At 48.2% G+C, this 14,332-nt stretch carries 14 protein-coding genes and 1 tRNA gene; 2 read left to right on the top strand and 13 right to left on the bottom strand.

The window, feature by feature from the left end; all coding sequences use genetic code 11:
* Window positions 1-242 precede the first annotated feature (242 nt).
* The 7 genes from CZ379_RS02415 to serC form a co-directional block, all read right to left on the bottom strand.
* Window positions 243-1,103, bottom strand: coding sequence for a serine/threonine-protein kinase (locus CZ379_RS02415; protein ID WP_110930146.1), 861 nt, complete (start codon window positions 1,101-1,103; stop codon window positions 243-245).
* Window positions 1,104-1,545: 442 nt separating this feature from the next.
* On the bottom strand, window positions 1,546-2,517 hold the full coding sequence (locus CZ379_RS02410; RefSeq protein WP_110930145.1) for a 5'-nucleotidase: 972 nt from the start codon (window positions 2,515-2,517) through the stop codon (window positions 1,546-1,548).
* 18 nt (window positions 2,518-2,535) lie between these two features.
* Window positions 2,536-2,919 (bottom strand): VOC family protein, encoded by a 384-nt coding sequence (locus CZ379_RS02405; RefSeq protein WP_110930144.1) that lies wholly within the window; start codon window positions 2,917-2,919, stop codon window positions 2,536-2,538.
* Window positions 2,920-3,234: 315 nt separating this feature from the next.
* A complete protein-coding gene (locus CZ379_RS02400) occupies window positions 3,235-3,924 on the bottom strand; it encodes an MOSC domain-containing protein (RefSeq protein ID WP_110930143.1) in 690 nt (229 codons plus the stop codon).
* Between the two features lie 54 nt (window positions 3,925-3,978).
* The gene (gene pdxS, locus CZ379_RS02395; RefSeq protein WP_110930142.1) at window positions 3,979-4,860 is read right to left on the bottom strand and encodes a pyridoxal 5'-phosphate synthase lyase subunit PdxS; all 882 of its coding nucleotides are present in this window, start codon (window positions 4,858-4,860) and stop codon (window positions 3,979-3,981) included.
* Window positions 4,861-5,005: 145 nt separating this feature from the next.
* Window positions 5,006-5,076 (bottom strand) — tRNA-Cys (locus CZ379_RS02390).
* Window positions 5,077-5,277: 201 nt separating this feature from the next.
* Window positions 5,278-6,363 carry a 3-phosphoserine/phosphohydroxythreonine transaminase gene (gene serC / locus CZ379_RS02385; protein WP_199925416.1) on the bottom strand — a complete coding sequence of 362 codons (1,086 nt, stop codon included), beginning with the start codon at window positions 6,361-6,363 and terminating at the stop codon, window positions 5,278-5,280.
* A gap of 108 nt (window positions 6,364-6,471) precedes the next feature.
* Here serC and CZ379_RS02380 point away from each other — a divergent pair, with 108 nt between their 5' ends.
* On the top strand, window positions 6,472-7,368 hold the full coding sequence (locus tag CZ379_RS02380) for a LysR substrate-binding domain-containing protein (protein ID WP_110930140.1): 897 nt from the start codon (window positions 6,472-6,474) through the stop codon (window positions 7,366-7,368).
* Here CZ379_RS02380 and CZ379_RS02375 read toward each other — a convergent pair.
* The 6 genes from CZ379_RS02375 to CZ379_RS02350 all read right to left on the bottom strand — a co-directional run bounded on the left by CZ379_RS02375 (window position 7,365) and on the right by CZ379_RS02350 (window position 13,769).
* Entirely contained in the window at window positions 7,365-8,543 is a 1,179-nt protein-coding gene (locus CZ379_RS02375; protein ID WP_110930467.1) for an acetylornithine transaminase, read from the bottom strand. The two genes, CZ379_RS02380 and CZ379_RS02375, sit on opposite strands and share 4 nt — an antisense overlap.
* Window positions 8,544-8,555: 12 nt before the next feature.
* Window positions 8,556-9,872: a glutamate-1-semialdehyde 2,1-aminomutase gene (gene hemL / locus CZ379_RS02370; RefSeq protein ID WP_110930139.1), complete on the bottom strand. Its 1,317-nt coding sequence runs from the start codon at window positions 9,870-9,872 to the stop codon at window positions 8,556-8,558.
* Between the two features lie 13 nt (window positions 9,873-9,885).
* A complete protein-coding gene (locus tag CZ379_RS02365) occupies window positions 9,886-11,133 on the bottom strand; it encodes a serine hydroxymethyltransferase (protein ID WP_110930138.1) in 1,248 nt (415 codons plus the stop codon).
* Window positions 11,134-11,148: 15 nt separating this feature from the next.
* On the bottom strand, window positions 11,149-12,621 hold the full coding sequence (locus tag CZ379_RS02360; RefSeq protein ID WP_110930137.1) for an aminotransferase class I/II-fold pyridoxal phosphate-dependent enzyme: 1,473 nt from the start codon (window positions 12,619-12,621) through the stop codon (window positions 11,149-11,151).
* Between the two features lie 175 nt (window positions 12,622-12,796).
* A complete protein-coding gene (locus CZ379_RS02355; protein WP_110930136.1) occupies window positions 12,797-13,411 on the bottom strand; it encodes a MarR family winged helix-turn-helix transcriptional regulator in 615 nt (204 codons plus the stop codon).
* A 118-nt stretch (window positions 13,412-13,529) separates the two neighbouring features.
* Window positions 13,530-13,769 carry a thioredoxin family protein gene (locus tag CZ379_RS02350; RefSeq protein WP_110930135.1) on the bottom strand — a complete coding sequence of 80 codons (240 nt, stop codon included), beginning with the start codon at window positions 13,767-13,769 and terminating at the stop codon, window positions 13,530-13,532.
* A gap of 305 nt (window positions 13,770-14,074) precedes the next feature.
* Between CZ379_RS02350 and CZ379_RS02345 the strand changes: the two genes are divergently transcribed.
* Window positions 14,075-14,248, top strand: a complete 174-nt coding sequence (locus CZ379_RS02345) for a hypothetical protein (RefSeq protein WP_407668590.1) — start codon at window positions 14,075-14,077, stop codon at window positions 14,246-14,248.
* Window positions 14,249-14,332 lie beyond the last annotated feature (84 nt).

The following is a 14,332-nucleotide window of genomic DNA, read 5'->3' as shown; positions in this document are numbered from 1 at the left end:
CATGAACGGCACAACTACGTTTCGCATAGAAATATAAGTCTTGTATAAGGGTGAAGCTTATAAATTCTTATATCTCAATAAATAGACGATGCATCCGGCGTCAGCCCCTGCATTTTATACGATAAAAATTTCCGCAAGATGCCAATCCAGTTGCTCCACCGTCTATTTAACCAGAAAAAGGAACCCCGCAGACCGACAAATATCACTTTGCCGTATCAGCGAGGGCGTATCTTCATAAGCTTCTATCTCCTTTGCTTCCATGCCATATTAAACTCCGCAACGGACGAATATCGGCGCTGCCGCTCCGGTCCAACAGCCTTCAAGGCCACCTCATACAGCTCTGGGCCAGCCTCCCATTTTGCCAATGAACGGTCGAGCTCTCCGCCGAGCAGCGTAAAAGCCGCGGCTCCCATATGAAACACATTGGTTATTCCATCGATTACGGCGCCTTTTTCAAACTCCTCCGGGGACATGAATCTGGAAGATCCCCACATCCTGCCCATGGTATTGATAAAAGAGCCCTTCCGATATAAATCAATGTCGCAAATTCGAGTCGATCTTAATTTAAAATCATACATGATGCTCCCATCGTAAAAATCTACAGCCACATAGCCCCTCTGCTCAACAGCAGCATGAAACGCAAAAATCTCATCCAAAGAGGAGAGCCGCTGTCCTACGGAAAGCTGCCTATATCGGTAATACGGTGAAGCAGGGTCTGTATACTTCGCAGGCGGCGGGAAAGACCAATGCGGATGTAGATCCTCCCCGTCGAACCATTCAAAAACTGCAGCATATCCGTCTTTCGTTGCAAAATGGGTCACTAGTTTCACTAGGCTTGGATGCATTAAATCATCATACACGGTCATAGCTTGCTGGAGTCGAAAAATGGCTTCCTTCACATCCCCTTGGTAATTCACGGTTTCGGCGCCTGCGTATTTCACAAAAATTTTCTGACCATCCTCTTGCTTGATTCCAAATGAAATATTACCGGAATCCTGCTGATCAAATACCGCAATTATCTCTCCCATGCTATCCAGCCATGCAAAGTCATGAAAGGTTTGCAATTCGAAAGCTCGGTTTTGGAGCTGAACGGTTACCGCCATGGCTTCCTCCTATAAATAACGACCTGTTCCTAGATCAACACTTCTCATAGGGCCAGGTCGTTTGATGTCTAATTAACTAATTTAAGGTTCAAAAGCTAATACGATATAAACATGATTATACATCCAGCAGCAAAGCGTTGGAAGGCAGAATGGATGCCCAATTGAAACTCCTGAACCTCCATAATCTTTTGTTCGCTAATGACTCCTAATTCAACGTGCTTCGTACAATCATTAGATTATGGGTTGTTCCTCCAATAACAAAAGGTACCCACAGCCTAAACACCCTTTTTCAAAGTGTCTAGTTTATAGGTACCCGTTCAGAAGATGCCAACAGCATTTAAATATCGTTTACTGACAGCGATAGCGATGATTACATTTACTTTTCCTCTTCTCATGGTTCAGTCCTCTCCCTCTCCAGCCCCATATTTAACAGGAACAGATGCTATTCCAAGGGAGGCGGATTTTTCTCCGAAGCACTCCTGTCTCTTATTACATTTGTTATTCCAAACGGAACATGAACAGAGGGAACAATTCTAGCGACACCTTCGATGTGTCCCACCTGATCATCGAAGAATATATGCGGCTTGAATATTCGCAGAACTCTGCCTTTATCAATTCCACCTAAAAAGAAAGCCTCATCTACCCTAATATCTAAATTCCTTAGAGTCGTTATCACTCTCTCGTGTGCAGGGGCATTCCGAGCCGTGGCGATAGCAATTCTTATTCGAGGCTTGTCTTTGTCGTTTGTTGGATACTTCTCTAAAATTCTTTTTTGTAATTTGGATATCTCTTTAAAAAATTTCAACAACGGCCCCGGCGGAAGCGACTCTCCCGCTTTCGACCTTTCATGATCATGAAATAACGCCAGTTCCCCGCCTTGCTGGAAGACGGATTCTGCCGAATCGTCCGCGATAATGCCATCAAAATCAAAAGCGATTCTAAGCTCCTGATCCTCGTCATCATCTATGTAATCTGTCGGATAAATACAACCTGCCGGAAAGCCCTGTTCGACGGCCTCTTTAACATCCTCAGGATTCCCCGACAAGAAAATCGATGCATTGAAGGCTTCCATGTATTCAAAAGGATTGCTTCCTGCAATAAACACGGCTCGACTGATCGGAAGCTGGTAATGCTCTATGGATTTAAAAACGCGAAGCCCTGTATCTGGATCATTACGGGACAGCAAAACGACCTCTACCGGCTGATCCTCCGGTTCCTCCGTATTTATACTGAGCAGCCTTTTAATTAAAGGATAGGCAACACCGGTCTCGAGTACGATATGCTCATTTTCCCGCTGATATTTTCTATAGGCATCTTCTCCGTTCTCCTGAAATACGCGATCCGACTCGCTTAAATCAAATAGAGCACTAGAAGCGACTGCAATTACAAATTTGTCTTCAATATTATAGGGCATGATTCTTTTCTGGCCTCCTCAGCTAAAACAAGTACAAACCATGATTATATTTCCATCAGGGTCTTTGAATGAAAACTCCGCCAGGTCGGGGAAGGTTTGAATTTCGGTTACGATTTCTACGCCTAAGTTCTGTACATGCTGATAGGCTTCATGAATATTCTCGCAGCTTAAATTAAATAAAGGCTGATTGGATGGCACAAATTGGTAATCCCCATCGAAACAATGATTGTCTAGGGTTAAGCTCGGACGCCCCTCTCCCATGGGCAGCGAATAAATTGGGCCAGGGAAATCCCCACTCTGAACTTCAATGCCCAGAAGCTTGCTGTACCAATGAACTGCCTTCTTTAAATTGCTTACATGAATGAAAATAGTATCCACACGATGATGTATAGGGTTAGCCATAGCATGATCCTCCATTTTACGGAATTATCTTCAACACTAGCGAGGATGAGATCTAGAGATGCCTCGCCATGGATTTCCAGCCGTTCCAATCGATTTCCGGCTACTGTCCTGATCTGCAATCAATATATTGCCGGCATGGTCATCTCCATGAAGCTCGAATTAATTATCCTCATCATCGCAAAAACGCCCCAGCCTTAAGATCGCTCTTATCTTAGGCTGAGACGCTTGTCATGCGAGCTTCTTGCAATGATTATACATCCGTTCATCCTATTACGGTAGTCTTGGTAGCAATAAAGAATCGGGCGGGGCTAGAAGCTACTCTCCCTTTTGGCCGGTTAATCTTTCCTTGGTATCTGTCGCAGTTCCTGCTAGACGCTTCAAAAAGGTTTTTCGCCAGTTTTCCGATAATTCCTCCACCTCAAGGATCTTTCTGACCCCGTCGAGGTTATCCTTCTCCTCATGCATAATGCGATTGGCATAGGAAACCGTAATTCCCAGCGGATGGCGGTGGGTTCTAATCAAACCAGCGGATTTGGATACGAGCCCTTCTTGAAGCACCCGAAAATAAAAGCCGGTGTAGCCGGTTTTTTGAACTTTTAACGGCATGTCAGGCGCACCGTACTTTACGGATAGTTTGAAACAAGGCTGTCTTGGCTGACTTACCTGGACGATCGCTTCCCCCAGCTGAAAAATATCGCCGATGCAAACCTCCGTCTCCAGCAGACCCCGCGTCGTTAAATTTTCTCCAAAAGCGCTGTATCCCAACGCCTGATCCAATTCCCTCTCCCAATAGGGATAGTGTTCATAAGGATACACACAGACGGCCTTCTCCCTTCCTCCGTGGTGAACAAGGTCGGCTTGACCGTCCCCATCGAAGTTCAACCAGGACAAGAACAGCGGTTCATCGCTGGGCGTCTTGAATATGCCTGTAGATACTTCCTTATTATTAAACTGCACCTGCACGGGCTTGCCTACATTGATGGATATAATTTCACCCTGTCCCATTAGGGATCACTTCCGTTTCCGACTTGAATTCAAGAATCAACTGCCTCTCTCCTATTATATACCACGTTCCTGCATATGGTCTCCTGCCTCTAGCTTTGAGATTTCTATCCCTTTCATTGGGGTGCCCAGATTTTTGGATATTTCTGCAATCCGCTTAAAGTCGGTATAATGCGTCGTTGCCTCCACAATAGCCCGGGCAAATTTCTCCGGCTGCTCCGATTTAAAAATACCCGACCCAACAAACACCCCGTCAGCTCCCAATATCATCATTAAAGCTGCATCAGCGGGAGTAGCCACCCCTCCAGCGGCAAAGTTAACGACCGGTAATCCCCCCGTTTCCTTAACCTGCAGCAATAATTCGTAAGGCGCGCCGAGCTGCTTAGCCTCCACCATGAGTTCATCCTTGCTCATTCCCTGCACTTTACGTATTTGCCCGAGCATCATGCGCATGTGGCGTACAGCCTCGACAATATTCCCCGTTCCCGGCTCCCCTTTGGTACGAATCATCGATGCCCCCTCTCCGATGCGACGCAAGGCCTCTCCTAAATCCCTGGCCCCGCAAACAAATGGGATCGTAAACTCATTTTTGTCGATATGGAAAATATCATCGGCGGGCGTTAACACTTCACTTTCGTCGATATAGTCCACGCCCAGGGCTTCAAGCACTCGGGCTTCTACATAGTGACCGATTCTCGCTTTCGCCATCACCGGGATCGATACAGCCTTCATTACCTGCTCTACAACAACCGGATCGGCCATCCGTGCAACTCCGCCCGCCGCACGGATATCCGCCGGCACTCTTTCTAGTGCCATTACGGCAGTAGCTCCAGCCGCTTCCGCAATTTTGGCCTGCTCAGCATTCATCACGTCCATGATGACACCGCCTTTTTGCATTTCCGCCATCCCACGTTTGACTCGAATCGTTCCTGTTTCCATCTTTCATTCCTCCATATTTTTAAGTATCTAAACTTATTTAATTAAACTTTCAATCATTCACAAAAAAACAATAGTTAATCCCTATGATTCGTAGCGATAAATGGACGTATCAGTTGAATCCTTGAATCCATACCTACACATGTGAAGGGAGTATCTGGATTCGAACCAGAACCTAGGGCTTTGCGAGCCCTCGCCTTACCATTTGGCTATACTCCCGAAAATGGAATATTGGAAAAGCTGTAACCTGATATTACCTGCCTTCTTGCATATGTTCAATTGCATGTTTTTACTCATAATGATTGGTTTTACCTATCGTTCTGCACCAATTATCAGCCGCGCATACAAGGTTCCAGACTATGCTTCATAAACTGAAATTCCGACGATGAAGGGCCGAAATTTCAGTTTATAGGTTATTTTCTAACCAAAGCGCCGTTGAAAATCCACCATGAAATCCGCCAAAGCTTTACATTGTTCATACGTAACTGCATTATAGATCGAAGCCCGCAGATGCCCGGCATCCCGATGTCCCCTCAACCCCACAAAGCCGTTTTGCTCCGCTTCTTGTAGAAATCGCAGTTCCAATTCATCATTCATCACACGAAACGTCGCATTCATCAGAGAACGACTGTCCTTATGAGCCAGTCCGTCATAAAATCCGCCGCTATGGTCGATAGTGCTATACAGTAAATCGGCTTTGAGCCGATTGCGCCGTTCCATGCCTTTTACTCCACCGTTATTCCGAATCCATTTCAGCACAAGATTGACCATGTACACGGCAAACACAGGCGGCGTGTTATACAACGAGCGACTGTTCGCATGAATTCGATAATTCATAATATCGGGGATATTTGCAGGAATTCTGCTCAGCAGCTCAGGGTTAGCGATCACAACGGTAACACCGGACGGCCCTAGGTTCTTCTGAGCGCCGGCATAGATAAGCGCAAAGTTAGATACATCAACCGGACGGGACAAAATATCGCTGGACATATCTGCAATCAACGGCACTTCTCCCGGATCGGTAAAGTTCCGGTATTGGGTACCCGCGATCGTTTCATTGGAAGTAAGGTGAACATAGGCTGTTTCTGGGTGGAGCATCATTCCCTGCAAATCGGGAACCTTTGTAAAATGCTCCGCCTCCGAGCTTGCCGCAATTGCCGTATCGCCCATTTTTCTCGCTTCTGCTATGGCTTTGCCCGACCAAGTCCCGCTGTGAATGTAACTCGCTACACGTCCTGCGGTCAAAAAATTCATTGGCACCATGGCAAACTGCGTACTGGCGCCTCCCTGCATAAACATCACTTCATAACTGGTGGGAATGTGCAGAAGCTCCTTTAACAGCTGCTGAGTTTCGTCGTTGATTTGTTCATATTCCTTGCTTCTATGCGAAATTTCCAGGACAGATAGACCGGTGCCCTGTAGGTCAAGGAGCTCCTCCTGTACTTGATGCATCACTTCCCCAGGCAATCCTGCGGGCCCCGCATTAAAGTTATAGACTTGGTTCATCTCCATTCTCCTTTTATCATATATATAGATATTTCATATGATTTGTCTTACAATGATAGAAACATCCTATTATTTTTTTGAAAACAGGCTTTTCAAGGAGGAAGATTCATGGAACTCAGGCAATTGGAGTATTTCATGGCCGTATGCCATGAGCTGCATTTTACCCGTGCCGCCGAGAAGCTGGGCATCGCCCAGCCCTCGCTAAGTCAGCAAATTCGTTTGCTGGAGCACGAAATCGGCACGCCCCTGTTCGATCGCATCGGCAAGAAAACCGTCATTACCGAAGCGGGCAAGACCTTGCTGCACCACAGCTACAATGTGTTTCATGAGCTCTCCCAGGCACGTGCCGCGATCAGTGAAATCCAGGGATTGAAAAGAGGTTCATTAAAAATCGGCGCGCTGCTGACGGTAGTCAATTACTTGCTCCCCCCAACCGTGATTGGCTTCCATCGCAGCTATCCCAATGTGGAGCTGTCTGTGCTCGGTCTGCGAACCGGAGATATCTACAACGGGCTGCTGCAAAATGAGCTCGATTTGGGCATCGTATATTTGCCGATGGAGCATGATGATCTTGAAACGATCCCGCTCTACAAAGAAAATCTTGCTCTAGCCTTGCCTGCGGATCATCCCCTTGCTCAGGAATCTTTTGTGACGCTTGATATTCTTAAAGAGACGCCAAGTGTTTTATTGCCAAGCACGTATTTTCTACGGCAGCTCATTAACGAGCAATGCCGGGCCCTTGCATTCACGCCGCAGCCGATTATGGAAATGACGACTATGGAATCGATTATCAATATGGTCGCCCAAGGCCTCGGCGTCACCATTTTGCCGAAAGGTTATCTCGACTACATAAGCCATCCGCATATTCAAATAATTCCGATTCAGAACCCGGTGCCAACAACGCAAATCGGGGTCGTCTATCGGAAAAATAAATATTTATGCGCGGCCAGCCGGGTATTTATGGAGCAATTGATTACTACGATCAAAAGCAAAAGTATGGACTAACGCTTCTCCAGCACGGTGGAGACAATGTCCACGGCTTGGTCGATTTCTTCCTTCGAAATATATAAGCTCGGTATAAAACGGATCACATGAGTACCTGCTGCCAAAACCAATAGTCCATGCTGCAACAGCTCTTGAATGATGGGGGCAATCGGTTCGCGGCATTCAATGCCGATCAATAGACCGAGGCCCCTTACGGATTGAACGATAGAATAAGATTGAAGCTGCTCCCGCAGCCTGTGCAAAGTATATGCTCCCATCTGCTCCGCGCGTTCACACAGGCATTCCTCGAGTATCGTCTCCAGTGTAGCCAGACCAGCCGCCGCCGCAAGCGGGGCGCCTCCGAATGTCGACGCATGGCTTCCTGGGGAGAAGGCGTCGCGAAGCTTTTTCTTCCCCATCATTGCGCCGATAGGAAATCCGTTGGCCAGCCCTTTCGCAAGCGTGATGATATCCGGTTCGATGCCATAATGCTCGTAAGCAAACAGCTTCCCCGTTCGCCCCATCCCCGTCTGCACCTCATCGATCATAAGCAGGAGTCCTTGCTCCTTGCATAGCGCGGAGAGCCGAGTCACAAACTCGGGGTCTGCGGCATAAACGCCACCCTCCCCCTGTACCAGCTCAAGCATGATCGCTGCGGTTCGCTCAGTAATTATATTTTCTACCGATTGAATATTGTTATATCGTGCATAGGCAAACCCCTCCGGCAGCGGAAAGAACCCATCCTTGACCTTATCCTGCCCCGTCGCGGTCAATGTGGCCATCGTGCGCCCATGAAAGGATTTTTCGAACGTAATGATCTCGTATCTGCCGTTCCCGAGCACGCGCTGGTGATATCTTCTGGCACATTTGATAGCAGCTTCATTGGCTTCCGCCCCGCTATTGCAAAAAAAGACGAGATCCGCACAGCTATGAGCGGTGAGCATCTGCGCCAGCTTCTGCTGGTTCGGAATATGGAACAGGTTGGATACATGCCACACTTGTTCGAGCTGTTCCTGAATTCTTCGTTTTATTTTCAAGGGCACATGCCCCAAATTACATACCGCAATTCCCGACATAAAGTCCAAATACTCTTTGCCTTGATCGTCCCATAGTCGGCTTCCATCCCCTTTGACTAGCGAGACGGGATACTTCGTATAGGTCGGGAACAGGGCGTCGTCGTCACTAGGCTCAGCCATATTCAAACCAAATCACTCCTTGACGAATTCTATCGTTTTTAAAACCTCGTAATGGGCTTTAATCGTAGCTTCGATATCCTCATCCGAATGGGCAGCCGATATGAACATGACTTCATATGGGGTAGGTGCTGTCAAAATGCCACGATCCAGCATCGCTGCATAGTATTGTTTAAACAACCCCATATTCGACCGTTTAGCTGTCTCATAATCCACGACGTCATGTTCCGTAAAAAAAATAGAAAGCATCGAACCTACCCTATTGACCTGGAGCGGAATCCCTGTCATTTCGGCATTTCGCATAAAGCCTTCTGCCAGCCGAGCTGCTTTTCTTTCCAATTCGTCATAGATTCCAGGCTGTCCAAGCAATTGCAAAGTCGTATATCCAGCCGTCATGGCGAGCGGATTACCCGATAACGTTCCGGCTTGATAGATGGGCCCGGCAGGAGCAATCTGCTGCATAATTTCATGCTTGCCGCCATAAGCGCCAACCGGGAGACCTCCGCCAATCACTTTTCCAAGGCAGGTAAGATCCGGCTCGATTCCGTATAACCCTTGCGCCCCATGATAGCTCACCCGGAATCCCGTCATGACCTCATCGAAGATCAGCAGGCTGCCGTACTGCGCGGTAATCTCCCTTAACCCTTGAAGAAAACCGGGCAAGGGCGGCACGACACCCATATTTCCGGCGACTGGCTCAACGATGACGGCCGCGATTTGGTCGCCAAATTGTTCGAATGTATGACGAATGCTAGCCATACTGTTATAAGGCACCGTAATTGTATTTGCAGCGACACTTTCAGGGACTCCCGGGCTGTCTGGCAAGCCCAAGGTCGCCACCCCGGAGCCGGATTTAATGAGCAGAGCATCCGCATGCCCGTGATATCCTCCTTGGAACTTCACAATTTTTTGCCGCTTCGTAAATCCTCTGGCTAAACGTAGGACACTCATTGAAGCTTCCGTACCGGAATTCACCATGCGTACCATATCTATAGACGGAACGCTTTCGATGATCAGCGTGGCCATTTTCGTTTCAATTTCTGTGGGCAAGCCAAAGCTTGTTCCTTGAGCCGCCGCTTTTCCTATTGCCTCGACAACCTCCGGATGAGCATGTCCCAAGATCAACGGCCCCCACGAGCCGATATAATCTATGAACTCATTCCCATCGATATCGAACACGTGCGAGCCTTGTCCGCCTGCGATGAACACAGGGGGTAAGCCGACCGATGAAAAAGCGCGAACCGGGCTGTTCACCCCTCCGGGGATCACGCTTTTGGCCTCAGCGAAGGCTGCTCTAGAGTAAGAATCCTTCCTTCTGGTGCTGGATGTCATGGCTGCTCCTCCTTCAGCTCATTGTTTTCTCATACAAAGAGAACCGCGAGGTAATTTCCTGTACCTTGCCACTCAATTGCTCGTGAACCGCCGAATGATGCGGATGCTTTAAAGCGGTCGCAATGATCCCGGCAATCTCCTTCATTTCCTCCGGCCCCATGCCTCTTGTTGTAGCCGCAGGAGTTCCGAGCCGAATCCCGCTCGTGACAAGCGGGCTTGTAGGATCAAAAGGAATAGCGTTCTTATTAACGGTAATTCCAATTTCATCTAGCAGTTGCTGAGCCTCTTTGCCGGTCAGCCCAATGCTGCGAAGATCCAGAAGAATCAGGTGATTGTCCGTTCCTCCGGAAACGACGTGCAGACCTTCTGCCATTAATGCTTCCGCCAATATTTTGGCGTTCTGCAGGACGCGTTCCATGTATATTCTAAATTCAGCCCCGGCATTTTCTTCGAAAGCGACAGCTTTGGCTGCAATCATATGCATAAGCGGGCCGCCCTGCGTCGTTGGAAAGACCGCTTTATCAATGGCTTGCGCCCACGATTCCTTGCATAAAATAACCCCGCCTCTCGGCCCGCGCAATGTTTTATGAGTGGTCGTTGTCACAAAGTGAGCGTGGGGCACTGGATTCGGATGCAAGCCTGCCGCAACGATCCCCGCAATGTGGGCCATATCAACAAGGAACAGCGCGCCTACTTCTTCAGCAATCTGGGCAAAAGGCTCAAAATCAATCGTCCGCGGATAGGCGCTTGCCCCTACGACGATCATGCGCGGCTTGTGTTTATGGGCCAACTTTCGCACCTCATCAAAATCAATGCGAGAGGTCTGAGCATTAACTCCATACGGAATAAAGTTATATAATTTTCCAGAAGCATTGACGGGACTTCCATGCGTCAAATGGCCGCCATGCGATAGATTCATGCCGAGAATCGTATCCCCGGCGTTTACAGCGGCAAAGTAAACGGCCATATTGGCCTGTGCTCCTGAATGGGGCTGCACGTTGGCATGCTCTGCCCCGAACAGTTCCTTCACTCTTTGCCTGGCCAAATCCTCTACCCTGTCCACGTACTGACAGCCGCCGTAAAATCTTTTTCCAGGGTAGCCTTCCGCGTATTTATTGGTTAAAACAGTACCCATCGCCTCCATAATCGCTCCACTGACAAAATTCTCCGAAGCAATCAATTCAATTTTGTCGCGTTGTCGTTCCAGTTCCTGCTGAATCACTTTGGCTATAGCCGGATCTTGTTTGAGCAGGTGTTTCATTCCCAATTCCTCCCTTTAAAAAATAGCCTTCACTTCGACCACAACCTTAACGTTTTGAACCGTCAAATCCTCGGGCCCCTTTACAGGAAGACCGACTTCCAAATGCTCCAGAATGTAACGGATATGCTGCTCTGCAATCACTTCCCCCGGCAGCAAAATAGGAATGCCCGGAGGATAAACATAGATGGACTCTGCAATGATGCGTCCAGCGGATTGGGCGATAGGTATAAGCTCGACATCCCCGTAAAAAGCGTCTCTTGGCGTTAAGGCCAGCTGCGGAATCTCGGGTAATTTGACATCCACAGCTTGAAGATCCGCTTGTTGCTTGTAGTGCTCGTTAGCGAGCTCAGCTAAAGCGTTCAGTAGACAGTCTATGGTTTCTTTCGAGTCGCCCGGCGTGATTAAGCACAGAATATTGTATAAATCGCTCAGCTCCACTTCGATGTTGTAATGGTCTCGCAGCCATTGCTCCGCATCATATCCGGTAATTCCAAGCTCCCGAACATGCACCGTAAGCTTGGTAGGATCGAAATCAAACGCCGCGTCCGTCCACAAAATCTCTCTCCCAAAGGAAGACAGACCGGGAATTTCATTGATCCGGTTTCTGGCGTACTCCGCCAATCGAATTGCTTTACTCGACATCTCGCAGCCTTGCAGGGCGAGCTGCTTGCGTGCTGCATCCAAGGAGGCTAACAGAATGTAAGAAGTGGAGGTCGTTGTCAGCATACTGAACATCGCCTGTACTTTTTCCGGTTGCACAATGCCCTTCTTGATGTGAAGAAGCGAGCTTTGGGTCAATGATCCACCAAGCTTGTGCATGCTTGTCGCCGCCATATCTGCGCCGGCCTGCATCGCCGATAACGGAAGCTTGTCGTGAAAATGCAGCAGCGCTCCATGCGCCTCGTCGACGAGTACGGGTATGCCGTAATGGTGAGCCAGATCAACGATCGCCTTTAAATTCGTGCATACCCCGAAATACGTCGGATTGATCACCAGTACGGCCTTGGCATCCGGATGCCTTTCAATTGCCTTCTTGACCGAGCGAACGGAAATACCATGATCGATGCCCCAATCTGCATCCCGCTCCGGGGTAACAAAGATCGGCTTTGCTCCGGCGAAAATGATCGCCGACAAAATCGACTTATGCAGGTTCCGCGGCACGATAATTTTATCGCCCGGGCCGCAAACCGACATGATCATCGTCATAATCGCGGTACTTGTACCCTGCACGGAAAACAAAGAATAATCCGCACCAAAAGCATATGCAGCCAAGCGCTGTGCTTCATCAATCACTCCGGTGGGCTGGTGCAAATCATCCAAAGGCGCAATATTGATTAGATCAATGGACAAGGCATTGTCGCCCAAAAAGGTTTTAAACCCGTTTTCCATGCCCTCGCCTTTTTTGTGGCCGGGTATATGGAACGGAATTGGATTGCGCTTGGCATGCTCGGTTAAAGCAGTAAATAAGGGGGTACGGTGATGAACCATAATTTTTGTTCAATTCCTTTCAGGAGACGGTTTCCGTATTTCGCTCTAGTATAGAGCGCAGGAATCGATCGTTCAATTCAATAATTTATATCATTTTGATAGGTTATCCCTATGGTTTAAGGGGAATGAAGTCCTGTATAAGGCAAGGGGGAGACGAAAGTCGACCCATTTCCTTTCAGACTTCGATAGAAGGAGTATGTTCGGGGCACTCTTGGAGAGAGGCTTCGTGGGTAAGATATTTTTGGACAAGTCCGCAATAATGAGGTGCTGCGGCATCGCCGGCATTCGGATGAAAATGCATGCAGCCTAAGCAGGGTTCAGCAACCACAAGCTGGCCGCGCTGCTGCATGGCCGAAATAATAGCGCCGAGCCCCAGCTCGAAATCCGCCAAAGCTTCATCCGGAATAGAGCCGAGCGCTTCTTCGAGGGAGCGTCCCCAATGGTTCAGCTGCGAAACGATGACTCTACCTTCTGCAGTCAAATTGAGCAAGGTTACTCGGCGATCCTCGGGCTTTTGCGCTTTGCTGACTAGCCCTTTACCGACCAATCCATTGATAATCTTCACCGCAGTTACATGGGTCGTACCGATGGCGCCAGCAAAATTACCCACGGTAGCCACATCGCTTCGGGTATATGCCGCAAACAGCAGCGCTTGAATCTGTACGGGCGATAACCCCAGTGCGTCGCTCTCTGCTTGTGTCACCTTTTTGATAGCCTGCGAAATCCGAAAGAGAGCCATGCTGACGCGGGCTGAACGATTGTCTTTGCGGTGCTGGGGATCAAATATCATAGCTATTCGTACCTTCCATGTTCATTCTTGTATCCATTTTACATGTAAACATGGTCAGATAAAAGCTGATTTAAAAAAGGAAAAGGCGCCTAGACAGGCACCTTTCCTATAGGTAAAGTTAACCTTTTTTGACATCCTCCAGGCTCGCGCCATAGTTGATGTGATACACATTACCATCGATCACCAAAGCAGGAACAGATTGAACCCCGGCACTCTCCGCTTCTTCAATGCGATTCCGGGCCGTGCCCAGATGCACGATCTCCGTATTAAGTTTTGATTCGTCAAGATACCTGAGCACCACCTGCTCCGCATCCACGCAAATCGGACAACCCGCATGATAAAAAACCGCTTTTGACATTACGATCATCTCCTCAGAAATTATGTAGCATTGCTACTTAGTTATAGTATAGGAGAGGCCATGATCCATGATCAATTACAGATTTCTTATGATTATGATAGGTAATAATAATCGACTATGCCATTCAGCAGCCGACTAAAAAATCATATTATATTATTTGGCTTGATTGCTATTGTCATTTCCTGAACATATTTCTATAAGGTTTCCTTCGGGGTCAGCGATATAACAGACACGCATACCGAATGGTTCAGTGGTAGGCTCGGGGCATTCTATATGCCCTTTTTGGCCAAGATAGATTGCGGGATTTGCTTAGACGTTATGAAAAGGCTGGGGGCAAAACCTGGCCCCGTATGCATGAGCACATCGCGGAGCAATGGGCTGCTTATCCGGCTTTAGTCGCCAAGTTCGCCCTTACCACAGGAAAAGAGGCCGACATGGAAATGGCGAGAGGCATGATGGCCAACTGGAACGTCGATTAATCGCCTTTAGTTATAGGTGTTACTCATTAAAACAAATCACCGTCTTCCCTCGGAAGACGGTGATTTTAATGGCTCTCGCTAGAT

The sequence above is a fragment of the Paenibacillus bouchesdurhonensis genome (assembly GCF_900155685.1).
GTDB classification, from domain to species: domain Bacteria; phylum Bacillota; class Bacilli; order Paenibacillales; family Paenibacillaceae; genus Fontibacillus; species Fontibacillus bouchesdurhonensis.
Note: the sequence above shows the minus strand (reverse complement) of the source record. Positions and strands in the feature narration are given on the sequence as shown.

Bases quoted from the DNA above. Each gene is read 5' to 3' on its own strand.
- CZ379_RS02355 (WP_110930136.1), bottom strand. From the start codon at position 13,411: ATGATATTTGATCCCCAGCACCGCAAAGACAATCGTTCAGCCCGCGTC.
- pdxS (WP_110930142.1), bottom strand. From the start codon at position 4,860: ATGGAAACAGGAACGATTCGAGTCAAACGTGGGATGGCGGAAATGCAA.
- hemL (WP_110930139.1), bottom strand. From the start codon at position 9,872: ATGACATCCAGCACCAGAAGGAAGGATTCTTACTCTAGAGCAGCCTTC.
- CZ379_RS02360 (WP_110930137.1), bottom strand. From the start codon at position 12,621: ATGGTTCATCACCGTACCCCCTTATTTACTGCTTTAACCGAGCATGCC.
- CZ379_RS02405 (WP_110930144.1), bottom strand. From the start codon at position 2,919: ATGGCTAACCCTATACATCATCGTGTGGATACTATTTTCATTCATGTA.
- CZ379_RS02415 (WP_110930146.1), bottom strand. From the start codon at position 1,103: ATGGCGGTAACCGTTCAGCTCCAAAACCGAGCTTTCGAATTGCAAACC.
- CZ379_RS02400 (WP_110930143.1), bottom strand. From the start codon at position 3,924: ATGGGACAGGGTGAAATTATATCCATCAATGTAGGCAAGCCCGTGCAG.
- CZ379_RS02375 (WP_110930467.1), bottom strand. From the start codon at position 8,543: ATGGCTGAGCCTAGTGACGACGACGCCCTGTTCCCGACCTATACGAAG.
- CZ379_RS02350 (WP_110930135.1), bottom strand. From the start codon at position 13,769: ATGTCAAAAGCGGTTTTTTATCATGCGGGTTGTCCGATTTGCGTGGAT.
- CZ379_RS02365 (WP_110930138.1), bottom strand. From the start codon at position 11,133: ATGAAACACCTGCTCAAACAAGATCCGGCTATAGCCAAAGTGATTCAG.
- CZ379_RS02380 (WP_110930140.1), top strand. From the start codon at position 6,472: ATGGAACTCAGGCAATTGGAGTATTTCATGGCCGTATGCCATGAGCTG.
- CZ379_RS02410 (WP_110930145.1), bottom strand. From the start codon at position 2,517: ATGCCCTATAATATTGAAGACAAATTTGTAATTGCAGTCGCTTCTAGT.
- serC (WP_199925416.1), bottom strand. From the start codon at position 6,363: ATGAACCAAGTCTATAACTTTAATGCGGGGCCCGCAGGATTGCCTGGG.